This is a genomic window from Pseudomonas sp. JL2 (assembly GCF_031570495.1).
Classification (GTDB): Bacteria; Pseudomonadota; Gammaproteobacteria; order Pseudomonadales; family Pseudomonadaceae; genus Aquipseudomonas; species Aquipseudomonas rhizophila.
This window is the reverse complement of the sequence record NZ_JAKUDH010000004.1, coordinates 130003-143035: the sequence shown is the minus strand read 5'-3', so window position 1 is coordinate 143035 and position 13033 is coordinate 130003. Positions and strand designations below refer to the sequence as shown.

General features: G+C 59.4%; 14 protein-coding genes. 4 read left to right on the top strand and 10 right to left on the bottom strand.

Going from position 1 to position 13033, the window contains the following annotated elements:
• Position 1 precedes the first annotated feature (1 nt).
• Positions 2-733, bottom strand: coding sequence for a TetR/AcrR family transcriptional regulator (locus tag MKS85_RS07965; protein ID WP_014338824.1), 732 nt, complete (start codon positions 731-733; stop codon positions 2-4).
• Between the two features lie 184 nt (positions 734-917).
• On the opposite strand from MKS85_RS07965, the gene MKS85_RS07960 reads away from it, so the two are divergent.
• The gene (locus MKS85_RS07960; protein WP_014338823.1) at positions 918-2549 is read left to right on the top strand and encodes an ATP-dependent acyl-CoA ligase; all 1632 of its coding nucleotides are present in this window, start codon (positions 918-920) and stop codon (positions 2547-2549) included.
• A gap of 126 nt (positions 2550-2675) precedes the next feature.
• On the opposite strand, the gene MKS85_RS07955 is transcribed toward MKS85_RS07960, so the two are convergent.
• Positions 2676-3476 carry an SDR family NAD(P)-dependent oxidoreductase gene (locus tag MKS85_RS07955; RefSeq protein WP_014338822.1) on the bottom strand — a complete coding sequence of 267 codons (801 nt, stop codon included), beginning with the start codon at positions 3474-3476 and terminating at the stop codon, positions 2676-2678.
• Positions 3477-3577: 101 nt separating this feature from the next.
• Between MKS85_RS07955 and MKS85_RS07950 the strand changes: the two genes are divergently transcribed.
• A complete protein-coding gene (locus MKS85_RS07950) occupies positions 3578-4318 on the top strand; it encodes a DUF2889 domain-containing protein (protein WP_014338821.1) in 741 nt (246 codons plus the stop codon).
• Positions 4319-4403: 85 nt separating this feature from the next.
• Here MKS85_RS07950 and MKS85_RS07945 read toward each other — a convergent pair whose 3' ends face one another.
• The 4 genes from MKS85_RS07945 to MKS85_RS07930 all read right to left on the bottom strand — a co-directional run bounded on the left by MKS85_RS07945 (position 4404) and on the right by MKS85_RS07930 (position 8280).
• Complete coding sequence (locus MKS85_RS07945; RefSeq protein ID WP_014338820.1) at positions 4404-4979, bottom strand: aromatic-ring-hydroxylating dioxygenase subunit beta; 576 nt, start codon at positions 4977-4979, stop codon at positions 4404-4406.
• 89 nt (positions 4980-5068) lie between these two features.
• Complete coding sequence (locus tag MKS85_RS07940; protein WP_014338819.1) at positions 5069-6469, bottom strand: Rieske 2Fe-2S domain-containing protein; 1401 nt, start codon at positions 6467-6469, stop codon at positions 5069-5071.
• Between the two features lie 114 nt (positions 6470-6583).
• Positions 6584-7582, bottom strand: a complete 999-nt coding sequence (locus MKS85_RS07935; RefSeq protein ID WP_034114495.1) for a fumarylacetoacetate hydrolase family protein — start codon at positions 7580-7582, stop codon at positions 6584-6586.
• Positions 7579-8280 carry an SDR family NAD(P)-dependent oxidoreductase gene (locus tag MKS85_RS07930; RefSeq protein ID WP_014338817.1) on the bottom strand — a complete coding sequence of 234 codons (702 nt, stop codon included), beginning with the start codon at positions 8278-8280 and terminating at the stop codon, positions 7579-7581. The genes MKS85_RS07935 and MKS85_RS07930 overlap by 4 nt, the downstream gene beginning before the upstream one ends.
• A 139-nt stretch (positions 8281-8419) precedes the next feature.
• Between MKS85_RS07930 and MKS85_RS07925 the strand changes: the two genes are divergently transcribed.
• Together MKS85_RS07925 and MKS85_RS07920 are read left to right on the top strand one after the other, a co-directional pair.
• Positions 8420-8818: a Zn-ribbon domain-containing OB-fold protein gene (locus tag MKS85_RS07925; RefSeq protein ID WP_014338816.1), complete on the top strand. Its 399-nt coding sequence runs from the start codon at positions 8420-8422 to the stop codon at positions 8816-8818.
• Positions 8818-10008: a thiolase family protein gene (locus tag MKS85_RS07920; protein WP_014338815.1), complete on the top strand. Its 1191-nt coding sequence runs from the start codon at positions 8818-8820 to the stop codon at positions 10006-10008. Before MKS85_RS07925 ends, MKS85_RS07920 begins: the two co-directional genes overlap by 1 nt.
• Before the next feature lie 9 nt (positions 10009-10017).
• On the opposite strand, the gene MKS85_RS07915 is transcribed toward MKS85_RS07920, so the two are convergent.
• The 4 genes from MKS85_RS07915 to MKS85_RS07900 all read right to left on the bottom strand — a co-directional run bounded on the left by MKS85_RS07915 (position 10018) and on the right by MKS85_RS07900 (position 13023).
• Positions 10018-10803: an IclR family transcriptional regulator gene (locus MKS85_RS07915; RefSeq protein ID WP_014338814.1), complete on the bottom strand. Its 786-nt coding sequence runs from the start codon at positions 10801-10803 to the stop codon at positions 10018-10020.
• Between the two features lie 64 nt (positions 10804-10867).
• Entirely contained in the window at positions 10868-11152 is a 285-nt protein-coding gene (locus MKS85_RS07910) for an MFS transporter (protein WP_014338813.1), read from the bottom strand.
• A 34-nt stretch (positions 11153-11186) separates the two neighbouring features.
• Positions 11187-12071 (bottom strand): fumarylacetoacetate hydrolase family protein, encoded by an 885-nt coding sequence (locus MKS85_RS07905; protein ID WP_014338812.1) that lies wholly within the window; start codon positions 12069-12071, stop codon positions 11187-11189.
• 1 nt (position 12072) lies between these two features.
• Entirely contained in the window at positions 12073-13023 is a 951-nt protein-coding gene (locus tag MKS85_RS07900) for a VOC family protein (RefSeq protein WP_047882655.1), read from the bottom strand.
• Positions 13024-13033: the final 10 nt, after the last annotated feature.

Below are 13033 nucleotides of genomic sequence, written 5' to 3'. Positions count from 1 at the left end.
GTCAGCGGCGGGTACGGGATGTGGAACCCATGATCAGCGCACCCAGCAGTTTTTTCATCCGCACCGGGAACAAGCGTCGCCCCGCGGCTTCCGGCACCAGGATTTCGCTCAACACATAACGAATGATCATTTCGCAGATCAACTCACGGTCAAGACGTACCCCCAGGCGCTCGTCCCAATCGTCGAAAACAATGCCCAAGCCATCCTGAAAACGCACGATCGAATCGTGGAAAATCCGCCGGAAAAAACCCAACGCATAATCAGGGGCAACCACCAGAAGGCGCCGCGCCCGACTTTGCTCAAGGTAATTGTCGAGATAAGCGAACAGCGCATTCAGACGCGCTTCCGGATCACTGATATGCCCCAGCTCCTGGGACAGCGAGCTGTGGAAACTTTCGCGTTTGTGCCGCGAAAAAGTGTCCAGCAGATCTTCTTGGGAGGCGAAATAGCGGTAGAAGGTCCCCCGCGAAACACCCGCGACCTGACACACATCCAGGATCGAAATACGATCGGCACCGGACATCAACACCACTTCTTCAGTGGCCTTGAGGATATTGGCGATTGTCTCTTCCGAACGTCGGTTCGGCTTCACCTTGATCCCTGCCCCTCCATTGGCAGCGATACGTCGCTCGACCGGTTTAACCTGGCTCGCCCCTGTATCAGGCAACGCCTTTTTCTTCGTTCTGGAGGCCGGCGTAGGCGCTTCTGTTTTCAGGGATGCGGCTTTTGGCATGGATCGATGCGCTCAAGGAAAGTAAAGATGGCGCAACGTTACCACAGGATCTGGGCATAAATAACAGGATATGTTCAACTTATTGCTAAAGACATTTTCACATTTTCTATTTAGAATCTCATTCTCTCTTCAAAATAAAATCAGGCAACCCTTACCAACGTGGGCGCCTAAAAGGAGAAAACTGATGGGCAGCAGTGGAAATCCAGAGACGTGGGCAGTGGGAGAACGAGACACTGTTATCGATGCGTTAGATCGGGCGGTAGCAAGGCATCCAGACAAGATACTGCTGGATTTCAGCGGAGAGTTATACACATATTCACAGATTGACTCACTCTCAACAAAAATGGCGCATGCCTTGATCTCGCTGGGCGTCAAGACCGGTGACACGGTGCTGACAATGCTCGATAACAACATCGACGCAGTCACCACTTGGCTGGCCATCAACAAGCTCTGCGCCGTGAGCGTGCCAATCAACACCGCCCTCAAAGGGGAGTTCCTGCGCCATCAGATCGCCGATACCGGCACCTCGGTGGTGATCTGCGAAGCAGCCTACCTGCCGCGCATAACGCCACTGGCCGGACAACTGCACGACGTACAGCACATTCTCCATCGCGGCGCACTGGAGACAGTCCCCGATTGCCCGATTCATATTGCGCCATTGGATGCATGGCGCGGACATGACACGACCCCGCTGGTCAAGAAACCACAGCCTTCAGACCTGGCTTGCCTGATCTACACCTCAGGCACCACCGGCCCCTCCAAGGGCTGCATGATCAGCTACAACTTCATGTGCAATCTGGCGCGCCTGCAATTGCGTGCCGGTCCAGCCAGTGCCGATGACGTGACCATCACCCCGCTGCCGCTGTTCCACATGAATGCACTGTGCGTATCGATCATCGCCAGCATTCTGGTGGGCGCGCGCGCCGCCATTCTCCCGCGTTTCTCGGTCTCGAATTTCTGGCCTGAAGTGGAGCGCTCGGGCGCAACCATCGCCTCGATCCTGGGCGGCATGGGCGGCCTTCTCGCTCAAGCGCCTGACAATGAAGCGATGCTGCGCTGCGTCGGGCAGATTCATACCGCACGTGGCAACCCTTACACCGAAGAGACCAAGAAAATCTGGCGCGAGCGTTTCGGCACCCAACGGGTAGGCGGCAACGGCTATGGCCTGACCGAAGCCTGTGTCGTCACCTCGCTGGCGGCCGGGGAATACGCCGCGCCCGGCTCGTCGGGAAAACGCATCGCGGATTTTGACGTACGGATCGTCGATGACCTGGATCAGGAAGTACAACCCAACTGCGTGGGCGAAATCGTCGTACGCCCGCTACGTCCGGACATCATGTTCCAGGGCTACTGGCGTCGTCCGGAGGACACCCTGAAATTGATGCGCAATATGTGGTTCCACACCGGCGACATTGGCCGATTCGATGACGACGGCTTCTTCTACTTCGTCGACCGCAAGAAGGACTACATGCGCCGCCGGGGTGAAAACATTTCCAGCTTTGAAATGGAAGCCGCTTTTGCTGTTCACCCGGCACTGGCAGAAGTGGCGGTACATGCCGTCCCGTCAGAGCGGGGTGAGGACGATGTGAAGGTCACTGCCGTACTGCATGAAGGCGTAACGCTTGAACCGGAGCAATTGTTCCATTGGGCCACCGATTCGGTGCCCTACTACGCCCTGCCGCGCTACATCGAGTTTCGCAGCAGCTTGCCAAAAAACCCGCAGGGTCGGGTGTTGAAGTATCTATTGCGCGATGAAGGAAAAACCGAAACCACTTGGGATCTGGAAACCACATCGATCGTAGTGTCCAAAAAGTAGCGGCCTCTTGCTTGGTACGCGCCAACACAGAAAGCCCGCTTTGAAGCGGGCTTTCGCGTTTTTTGGGTCTGGCGCCGTATCCGGTCACAGGAGCGAGCAAGCTCGCCCCCACATTTACGGGCTCAATCAGTACTCCCGCACGGGAACACCTTTCGGGCGGGAGTTGTAGCCGGGAAGGTGCAAGCCACCATCGACGTGAATAGTCTCGCCCGTGATAAACCGCGACATCTCCGACGCGAGGAACACCACCACCGGACCAATGTCGGCCTCAGGCTCGCCACAACGACCCAACGGCCGCATCGAAGCGGACATTTCGGCAAAGCCGGGGTTTTCCGCGGCGAGTTTGTGGAAGGTGGCCCCCATCGCGGTAGGGGCAATGGCATTGGTGCGGATGTTGAAGCGCCCCCACTCAGAGGCCGCGCTGCGGGTCAGTCCGACGATCGCTGACTTCGCTGTGTTGTAGTCGCCGTGCAGCCAGGCGCCGATCTCGATATCGATGGAATAGAAGTTGATGATTTTGCCGCCGCCCCGCGCCTTCATATGGGGCAGCGCGGCTTTCATTGCCCACCAGGCAGCCCATACCGTAGAGCCGAGGGTCTGCTCGAGCATGGCATCGGTTTTTTCTTCCAGAAGGACATTGGGCGTGGGAGCGAAGGCGTTATTGACCAGGATGTCCAGGCCACCAAACTGATCGACGGCCAATTGCACGGCGGCTTCGATATCGGTCTTGCTGCACACATCGGTCTTGATGAATACCGCCTGGGCGCCCAGCGCTTTCAACTCGGCGACTACAGCCTCGCCACTGGAAACATCCAGCTCGGCGACCACCACGGCAGCACCTTCTTTGGCAAAACTCAGTGCAATGCCGCGACCGATTCCGCCACCTGCACCGGTAATCAGCGCAACCTGTTCGTTTAGCAATGCCATAGCCACTCCAATTCTTGTTATTCAGTGAACATTTTTGTTTATAGTGTTCAACTATAGCTGATTTCTTCTGACCGAACAGTAGCGGAACAAGGATATCGAGAATGGCTGTATTTCGTCGCCGCGTGGACATCGTTGCTCATCATGCCCAGGCCACGGGGGAAGTCCGTGCCGCTCTGGAAGACGACTTCCACCACTTCCGCGTCTGGGTTCGTCACCATGAAGGTGAAGTCACCGCCATAGGCGGTGAAGCGTTGCGCTACCCCTATTCTCTGTGCCCACAGGCTTGCGATCAGTTACAGCAGTTGCTGGGCATGACATTGAATCGGATTGCCCACTCCGTCACCCGGCAGACCGACGCCAGCCATCAATGCACCCATTTGTTCGACCTGGCGGGCCTGGCCATTGCCGCCGCCGCGCGCGGTACTCACCAACGTCGCTACGAAATCAATATCGGCCGGCGCATCGACAACCGTACCCGCGCCATCTTGATACGCGATGGTAATCAAGACCTGACCTGGGACGTGAACGGCACCCTGATCGAAGGACCTGCGCCCTATGCCGGCATCAACCTTCGCGAAGGCATGGCCCGCTGGGCCCTCAACACCCTCAGTGAGGAAGCCGCCGAGGCAGCCCTGCTACTTCGCCGCTGCACGCTGATTTCGATGGGACGGGCCTACAACCTCGACGAACAGATTCACGCCTCGAGCACCGCCCGGTGCTACAGCCAACAACCCGAGCGCGCCGAACGGGCACTGCGAATGAAGGGCTCGACCCTGGACTTCAGCTATCAAGCATCAGCGCTGTGTGACCAGGACCAGGCGTGGCTCAGGCAGAAACGCTAGCCGCGCGACACTGGCGTAAAGAGCGGTGCGGCCGATACCTCCAAGGGTTGGCGATCCGGACGCGAGCCGGATCGCCGATACCACCCTAGAGGAAAACAGCCAGGTTGGGCGTCCCGAGCACCGCCTGATCGATAATGACTTCGCGCCGTGCCAGCTTGAAGCCCGCCCCGCCGAGACGCAGCACGTCACGCCGTTCACCACTGATGATATCGACGTGGTGGTCTTTGAAACGGCTGCGGGTCAGCAGCAGGTAACTGGTCACCACGAACTCATCGGGCTTGTCGGTTTCTTCGACAAACACGTTGGTCACCAGACGCCGGGTACGCGAGGGAGGGTCTTCCGCCCAGGCGCTTTTGCCGGACAGGCGCAAAATGCGGCCCATGATCGAGCGGTAATCGTCGTGGTAATGCTGAACGCTGCGCACGATGGTGGTTTTCAGTTCCGCCGCCAGGCGCGTCTGGCGCAGCGGCACGGTGTACACCAGGTCGGTGTCCAGGCGCTCGGCCCATTCCTGCAGGCGGATCTGGTCGAGCAGCGTGGCTTCCTCGTACAAAAAGGTCACCACGTCGTTGTATATCGGCGACCCCACCGGCACCCGCTTGGTACCGACTGGGGAACCCGGCTGGATATCTTCCACGCCGCGCTGTTGAACCTGAGCCATGAGTCATTCCCTCACTGTTATTCTTGTTAATGCTGTTACCGCCGACGGCGGCCCGAGGACCGCAGTCGAACCTGGCCTGACAGCGGGCGTTACTGGTCATCCGATGCCGTCATCAGCTCATGCCAGTACAACCACCAGTGCCACTGGGTATCGTCCTTGGTGAAGCCTTCATTGACGATGCCGGGGCCAGGCCAGCCTTCAGGTGCGCCGGTTTCAAAGCAGGCCTGGTATTTCAGCGTGCTCTTGCGGCCCATTGCCCCTTTGGCGGCCAGGGTCATGTGCGGCCAGGTGTCGGAGTCATCCTGCTCAACCATGCCAGAGGTGCCGAACAGCTGGATGGTTTGCTTGAGCATCTTGTCGCGCAGTTCCGGGGAGGCGTCTTTCTCGGCAAACACCCAGTTGACGAACTCGAGCTTGTCCGGGCCTTGCGGTACGTAAGCATGCAGGGTCATCGAGCCAACGACAGAGCCATCTGGCTGCGGAATGTAGACAAAGCCGAAAAGAATATTCGGGAACATCCCACCGACCTGGGGCGGCATGCTGGTGAGCACGTTCAATTGATCTTCGGTCAGATTGCGTGCCAACTGCTCGACCATGTCGGCCGTCATGCCGGCCGGCGGCAATGCTTCAAGTTTCTGCTGCACAGTCAACTCCGCCGGATCGAGGCCGGTCAGGCGCTTGATCTTGCGCGCCAGGTCGATGCAGCGCAGTGCATGACCGTGCGGCGAGCTGATTTCCACGCCAATCATTTCCGGGCTGAGGTCGGCTGTCTCGCCCTCGCCTTTCTTGGCGTAATTACCCACCTCACCCAACCAACGGTGCAGGGTCAGCGTGTGGAAACCGTCCGCCGCCGATTGCTCGCCCGCCGTTTTCCAGTTGGCGTTGACGATAAAGCGCTGCGGTGGGCCGAGGACTTCCATGCCCTTGTCGGAGCGACAGAACAGCATGTCGTAATACCACTTGGCATCGCCCAGGAACTCGTCGAACGAGGGCCCATCGATATTCCAGGTGGCAAATACCAGGCCGCCATACAGCGTGACCCGCGCCTTCTTCAGGCCCAGTTCTTCCTTGGGCAACATCTTGCCGTGCATGCATTCACGTTCGACGGGCGAGCCGATGAAATCGCCATTGGGGCGGAACGCCCAGCCGTGATAGATGCATTTATGAATTTGCGTATTGCCGCAGTCGGCGGTGCTGATGCGCATCCCGCGGTGCGGGCACACATTAAGGGTCACGAACACCTCGCCCTGCTTGCCACGGGCCACAATGACGGAATCGGACCCCAGGTCTCGGACCATGAAGTCTCCGGAGTTGGGAATTTCCGACTCGTGCCCCAGGAGTACCCAGATCTTGCCGAAGATCTTTTCCATCTCCAGTTCGTAAATTTCGCGATCAGACAACACGCGCATTTGCACTTCACGGCTAGAGGGGTAGATGAGGTCCGAGACCTTGGTTCCATCGGACAATACGGGGCTTGTTTTTGTTAGCATGATTGCCTCCTGATCAGAGCGTTACACGGTTGGTCGCCACAAAATATAAGACACTTTCTATATTTCTGTACATTTAATTCGCGAGCGGTGAATGTCTCCGTCCTCGCATCATAGTCATTCCCTGTCGGGCGCCTTGCCCACTTGAGTCCGCAGCACGCCAATGCCATCGATCTCCAGCTCAACCACGTCGCCGGGTTTCAAATAACGCAATTGCTCCAGGCCACAGCCGTTGCCGACCGTGCCGGAACCAAGAAACTCACCGGGGTACAAGGTTTCCGAACGGGACACGTGGGCAATCACGTCTTCAAAACTCCAGCGCATATCACGGGTATTGCCGCGCCCCCACTCCTCCCCATTGACCCGGGCAACCATATTCAGATCGTAGGGATCACCCAGTTCATCGGCGGTCACCAGGCATGGCCCCATGATGTTGGCGGTGTCGAAATCCTTGCTCTTGGCCGGACCGAGCATGCCGGGCATTTCCAGGGCCTGCGCGTCGCGCGCACTCATGTCGTTGAAGATGGTGTAACCGACGATATGCCCACGGGCTGCTTCACGGCTGATGTCCTTGCCGCGCTTGCCGATGTAGCAACCGAACTCCAGTTCGAAATCCATCGCCCGGCTAAAGCTCGGCCATTGGAATTCATCGTCGATGCCAATCACCGCGAAACGGTTGCCCTTGTAGTAGATGGGCTGCTGGTTGAAGGTCTCGATCACCCGGTCGTCGGCACGAGTGTTCATCGCTTTCAAAGTAGCTTCCGGATCTTCGGTACTTAGCGCACGGGCGCGACGGGCCGCAGCGAAGCTCTGGCGCAGATGCAATTCGAAGCACGAACAGTCGCGCATCTGTGGGGGTGGCTGAATCGGTGCGCGCAGTTTCACGTTGGCACGTTCCAGCACCGCCGCCGAGGGTGCCTTGGCCACCAGCGAACGGGCCAATTCCAGCGCCGGCTCACCGCCCTCCACCAAGGCCAGAATGCTGCTCAGTGCCACACTGTCGCGACTTTCCAGCAAGCGGTAAGCCCTTTGCAGGTCGAGCACCTGCTGGTCCTGGTTGAGCAAGGCTCCTGCGCGGTCAAAGCCTTCGGCGTCGGTATAGGTCACCAGTCTCATACGCGACCACTCACGGGCAACAGCGCACCGGTTACAGCGGCAGCATCATCCGACAGCAGAAAGGCCACCACCGCCGACAACGCTTCTGGCGTCACCCAGCGGCTGCTGTCGGCATCCGGCATGTCGGCACGGTTGGCTGGGGTATCGATGATGCTTGGCAGCACGGCGTTCACCGTCACGCCACGCTCCTTCAACTCTTCGGCCAGGGCTTCGGTCAACCGGGCCACACCAGCCTTGGAGGCCGCATAAGCCCCCATCCCCGTTTCGGCCTTGACCGACGCCAGCGCACCGATATTGACGATGCGTCCCGCGTTGGAGACCAACAGGTGCGTCAGCGCCGATTGAGAACTGATGACCGCGGTACGCACGTTTATCTGATAGAGGCGATCCCAAGTCTCCAGGCTGCCGCCTTCGACGGTCTCCCAGGCAAAACCGCCCGCGACATTGACTAAACCATCGATGCCGCCCCACTGCGCCGCGACCTGCTCGAACGCCGCGCTGGCCGACTCGGTCGAGGTCAGGTCGACACCGCCCAGGCACAGCAGATTCTTTGTATCCAGCAAGGCGGCTGGCGCCTGGCTACGGTCCAGCAAAGCGACCCGGGCGCCGCGCGCCAGCAGGCATTTGCCAAGTGTGCTGCCAAGGGCACCAAACCCGCCGGTAACGACTACCCTCTTGTCCAGTAATGACTGGGACATCGCAAAATCCTCTTGTTGTTGTTTTACGGCGCGAACGGTCGATTCGTGCCTTCGTCGGAACAAATATATGACACTTTTAGAAAATATGTACAAATGATACCGTATGACTTCCAGTCAAATACTCACCTGCGGAGCGCTGATGCCCAGAAAACTACCTGCACTCAACGCCGACAACCGCGCCTTCTGGCAAGGTGGCGAACGGGGCGAACTGCTCGTTCATCGTTGCGCGGCCTGCAGCCGGTACTTCCATCCACCGGCCCCGCTCTGCCCGCATTGTGCAAGCTTTGACGTGGCACCGCAGGCGGTGTCAGGCAAGGGAAAAGTGCTCAGTTACACCATCAACCACCAGCCTTGGGCTCCTGACCTGGAGGTGCCCTATGTGGTGGCAATCATCGAGCTGGTCGAACAGTCCGGATTGCAGTTCGTAAGCAACATCGTGGGCATGCCGGTCACGGATGTGCATATCGACATGCCGGTACGGGTCAGCTTCCTCAATGTCGAGGATGTGTGGTTACCTCTGTTCGAGAAGGATCAGTGATGTTCGATCATCGTTATGAAAAAGACGTCGCCATCACCGGCGTCGGCCAATCGGAAGTCGGGCGCCCCTCGAACAAGTCGGCGATGCGCCTGACGCTGGATGCCTGCCTGGAAGCGATTGCCGACGCTGGCCTGCAACGCAGCGATATCGACGGCGTGGCCTGCTGGCCGGGCGACAACAATAACGGTGACCCGTTCTCCCCGGTCGGCCCCAGCGCACTGAAAAGTGCCCTTGGGCTCAACGTCAACTGGTTCGGCGGCGGTTATGAAGGACCTGGCCCACTCACTGGCGTGATCAATGGCGCCATGGCGATTGCGGCGGGCCTGTGTAATCACGTACTGGTGTTTCGTACTATCACCGAAGCGTCGGCTCGCAGGGTCAACAAACAAGCGGGCGCTCTCACCAACAAGACTCAAGGTCGCGACAGCAGCTACGCCTGGCAGTGGTTTACCCCTTTCAATGTGCAATCGGGCATCAACCTGATGGCGCTGTATGCCCAACGTCACTTCCATGAGTACGGCACCCGGCCAGAGCAACTGGCGCAAATCGCCCTGACGTGTCGCCAGAACGCCATGCGCAACCCCAAAGCGCTGTACCGAACGCCCATGAGCATGGACGACTACATGGCGTCGCGGATGATTTCCTCTCCTCTGCGCATGTTCGACTGCGACGTGCATTGCGATGCATCCACCGCCATCATCCTGTCGCGTCGCGATATCGCGCGGGATCTGCCGAACGCACCGATCCGCATCGAGGCCATGGGCGCGGCGTTGAACCAGCCATGGTCGTGGGACCAGATTTCCCTGACCAGGATGGCCGCCTTCGATGTCGGCCAGATGATGTGGGCACGCACCGACTACACTCCGCAGGACGTTGGCTCTGCGCAGTTGTATGACGGTTTTTCGATTTTGACCCTTATCTGGCTGGAAGCCCTGGGGTTGTGCCCGACCGGGGAAAGTGGCGGGTTTGTCGAGGGTGGCACGCGCATTGCGCTGGAGGGCAGCTTGCCCATCAACACCAATGGCGGGCAACTGTCTGGCGGGCGCACCCACGGCCTGGGTTATGTGCACGAAGCCTGCCTGCAATTGTGGGGGCGTGCCGAAGGCCGACAAACCCGCGAACACCGCGTCAGTGCGGTGGCCGCCGGCGGCGGTCCGCTGGGAGGCAGCCTGCTGTTGGTGCGCGAGTGACCGCGCGCCTCAGTAGAGAACGCCAGCCACTTCGTTACAGAACTCGATCAGCGCCTTGCCCAGTTCGGCAAGGCCCGCTTCATCCCGTTGTCCACGGAACATCACCGCTGAAACGGTGAAGTCGATGCTGTTGGTCGGTGAGTAGACCGGCGCCGCAATGGCAAGAATCCCCCCCGAGAAATGGCCATCATCCACCGCCCAACCACGCTCGGCAGCTTGTCTCACTTCCTTGCGGTAAACCTCCAGCGACAGCGGTTGAGCCCAGCGGATGGTCTCGAAACTGCTTTGTACCTCGGGGTCGTCAAGGTCGATCTGCGTGGCGAACAGACGGCCACTGGCACCCATCAGAATCGGCAGGCGCTGACCTTCGGCCATGTCGATGCGCACATCGGTCGGGCTGGCCGCGGAGCTGACAATGACGATGCGATCAGGGCTCATCTTGCGCCACAGGGTGATGGTCACTCGCAGGCGTGCAGCCAGGTTCTGCAACAGGGGTTTGGCCATCTGTACGCGGTGGCCCTGGGTGACCAATTGCTCGACTAAACGCGCCAGCCCCAGGCCCACGGAGTAACGCTTGGACATGGGACTGAAATCAACCACTTCCTCCTGGACCAGGGTGCGCAGGATATTGAAGCAGGTGCTGGGATTGATCTTCAGTTGCCGGGCGATATCCACCGAACGTTCCGGTGTGCCCACCTGACTGAGGTAGCGCAGGATGCGAATGGCGTTGGAAACGGGCTTGACGAGGGTTACGCCGGCCGATTTGGTGCTGTCATTGACGTCAGTGAATTCCATGCCCGATCCCGTCACTTTAAAGTGCCGGCATTCTAGCCTGAGAATGAACGACAACGTGAAAGTTTTATCTGGGAATTAGTCGAACACTTGAGACGGAGTATTTCTCTAACGGCTGGTAAATCAGCCGGCGGGTTTGCAGGTTCTCTCGACGAAAACGCTCAATGAGACACTCCTGGGCATGGTCAGCCTGGGTCACCCGCATCTGCTGGCGCAGATACTCCAGCCAGGACTCGACAATAAAGCGCTCACTGTAGAGTTGCGGGTCCGCCATGTCGCGGTAAAGGCACCAGTTTTGCGCACCGTTGCGCCGTCGCGCCTTACCTACAGCGTACACGGCGATCAAATTCATCGCGCTCTGGCGCCGTCACTTGGTACAGGATCTTTCACTTATCCAGCGGCAGGCCCAGTCGCCCGACCGCACGGGCGGGGCTGAGCGGGCGTGGCGCAGCAATGGTATTGCGCAGTCGGCCGATGCCTTCGATTTCGGCCTCGACGCGGTCACCCGGGCGCAAAAAGCGCCCGCTTTCCAGCCCCACGCCGTGGGTGGAACCGGTAAACACCAGGTCACCCGGGCGCAGGCTGATGCGCGCATCCAAATAATTGAGCAACTCGTCCAAGGGAAAAATCATCTGCCGGGTATTGTCCTGCTGGCGCAACTCATCGTTGACGCTCAGGCGCATCTCCAGAGCCGGTTGCCCCCTGACGGCCACTTCGTCCGTGGTCACGATCCAGGGACCTACCGGCGTGGTGCGATCCATGGCTTTCTGCGTCAACAGGTCCAGGCGACCAATCTGCTTGCCGGCATCCCGAGCACTGATGTCATTGCCCACCGTGTACCCCAGCAGGCAATCGCTGGCATGGGGTTCATCCAGCAACGGTCGGCCCACCACGGCGACCAGTTCGACCTCATAGTCAAGTTGGGCGGTTAAGGGTGAGTAGTCGATATCGTCATCGGCACCGACCAGCGCCGACCCAGGCTTCATGTAGGCCAGCGGGTGCGCCGGCGCATCACTGCCCAGGCGCTTGAGATGACTGAGGTAGTTGAGGCCCACACCAAAGACGCGGCTGCCCGGCTCCAAGGGCGCGAGCAGGCGCGCGGCTGACAACGGCAACCATTGGCCTGCCAGGTCCAGGGCGTCTATCGCAAGATCCGCGCACAGCCCGACCCAGTGGGAAAACGGCGCGTTAATCCGCCGCAAATGCTCGGTTTGCCCATCCAACAGTGCCCAGAACGCCTGCCCAGCGACTTCGACCCGCGCCAGACGCATATCAGCGCTTGGCCAGGTACGTCGGCAGGTACTCGGCATCGAGCATTTCTTCCGGCGTCTTGACGCTGGGACCGAGAATCGGGCCAACCATTTCGTGGCCCCACAGGCTGAGTTTTTCCGGGTTCAACTCATAGGGATCGCCTTGCCATGGCTCGATTTCAGCAATGGTCTCGAAGGCAAAACCGGACGGATTGAAATGGTAGAACGACAGGTGCGGGTCCTGGGCATGTTGGCCGAGGGTCATCATCATCGGCAGCCCACGCTGGCGCACGATGTCGTAGGTTTCCCCGACATCCCGCACATTGCGCACGAACAGCCCGACATGCTGCACCCCCATGCGTCCCGGCCCATGGCCATAGGCAATATCATGGCTGGTGTGATGGTTGAGTTTGGAGCGGAAGAAACCGGTTCGCCCTTTGCCCGCACCCGCGCCATACCAACTGAAGCCCATCACGTTGAGCAGAAAGTCTTCCAGTTCCGGGGTGTAGTCCGGGGTGATCAGCACCACATGGCCCGCGCCCCGTTCGTCAGCCAGGAAACCACTGTGGGGACGCCCTGGCTGGAACGAGCGCGGCAGCCATTTCTGCCCGTAAAACAGTTCGTGCTGATACCCCACGGGGTCGCGGAAGCGCACCAATTCGCGCACACCGCGCTTTTCACACAATTGGGCGTCGCCACGGCTGTAGTCGACATTCGCCGCCGCCAGCTTCCTGATGCCCTCTTCGAACGCCATGCGCCCCACCGCTTCCCAGCCGATGTAGGCAATTCGGTCTACCTTGCCTGGATGAAAAGCGAAGCGATGGCGTCGATCGTCGATTTTGAAGTACAGCGACTCCGGGTCACTCTCGGGATTCTTGCCGATACCAAAGCCCATTACCTGCGGGCCGTACTCACGCCACGCCTCGAGATTGGGGGTTTCGAAGCCCATGTAACCGATACCGATGATGTCCACGTTATTCACC

Bases quoted from the DNA above. Each gene is read 5' to 3' on its own strand.
- MKS85_RS07965 (WP_014338824.1), bottom strand. From the start codon at position 733: ATGCCAAAAGCCGCATCCCTGAAAACAGAAGCGCCTACGCCGGCCTCC.
- MKS85_RS07960 (WP_014338823.1), top strand. From the start codon at position 918: ATGGGCAGCAGTGGAAATCCAGAGACGTGGGCAGTGGGAGAACGAGAC.
- MKS85_RS07955 (WP_014338822.1), bottom strand. From the start codon at position 3,476: ATGGCATTGCTAAACGAACAGGTTGCGCTGATTACCGGTGCAGGTGGC.
- MKS85_RS07950 (WP_014338821.1), top strand. From the start codon at position 3,578: ATGGCTGTATTTCGTCGCCGCGTGGACATCGTTGCTCATCATGCCCAG.
- MKS85_RS07945 (WP_014338820.1), bottom strand. From the start codon at position 4,979: ATGGCTCAGGTTCAACAGCGCGGCGTGGAAGATATCCAGCCGGGTTCC.
- MKS85_RS07940 (WP_014338819.1), bottom strand. From the start codon at position 6,469: ATGCTAACAAAAACAAGCCCCGTATTGTCCGATGGAACCAAGGTCTCG.
- MKS85_RS07935 (WP_034114495.1), bottom strand. From the start codon at position 7,582: ATGAGACTGGTGACCTATACCGACGCCGAAGGCTTTGACCGCGCAGGA.
- MKS85_RS07930 (WP_014338817.1), bottom strand. From the start codon at position 8,280: ATGTCCCAGTCATTACTGGACAAGAGGGTAGTCGTTACCGGCGGGTTT.
- MKS85_RS07925 (WP_014338816.1), top strand. From the start codon at position 8,420: ATGCCCAGAAAACTACCTGCACTCAACGCCGACAACCGCGCCTTCTGG.
- MKS85_RS07920 (WP_014338815.1), top strand. From the start codon at position 8,818: ATGTTCGATCATCGTTATGAAAAAGACGTCGCCATCACCGGCGTCGGC.
- MKS85_RS07915 (WP_014338814.1), bottom strand. From the start codon at position 10,803: ATGGAATTCACTGACGTCAATGACAGCACCAAATCGGCCGGCGTAACC.
- MKS85_RS07910 (WP_014338813.1), bottom strand. From the start codon at position 11,152: ATGAATTTGATCGCCGTGTACGCTGTAGGTAAGGCGCGACGGCGCAAC.
- MKS85_RS07905 (WP_014338812.1), bottom strand. From the start codon at position 12,071: ATGCGTCTGGCGCGGGTCGAAGTCGCTGGGCAGGCGTTCTGGGCACTG.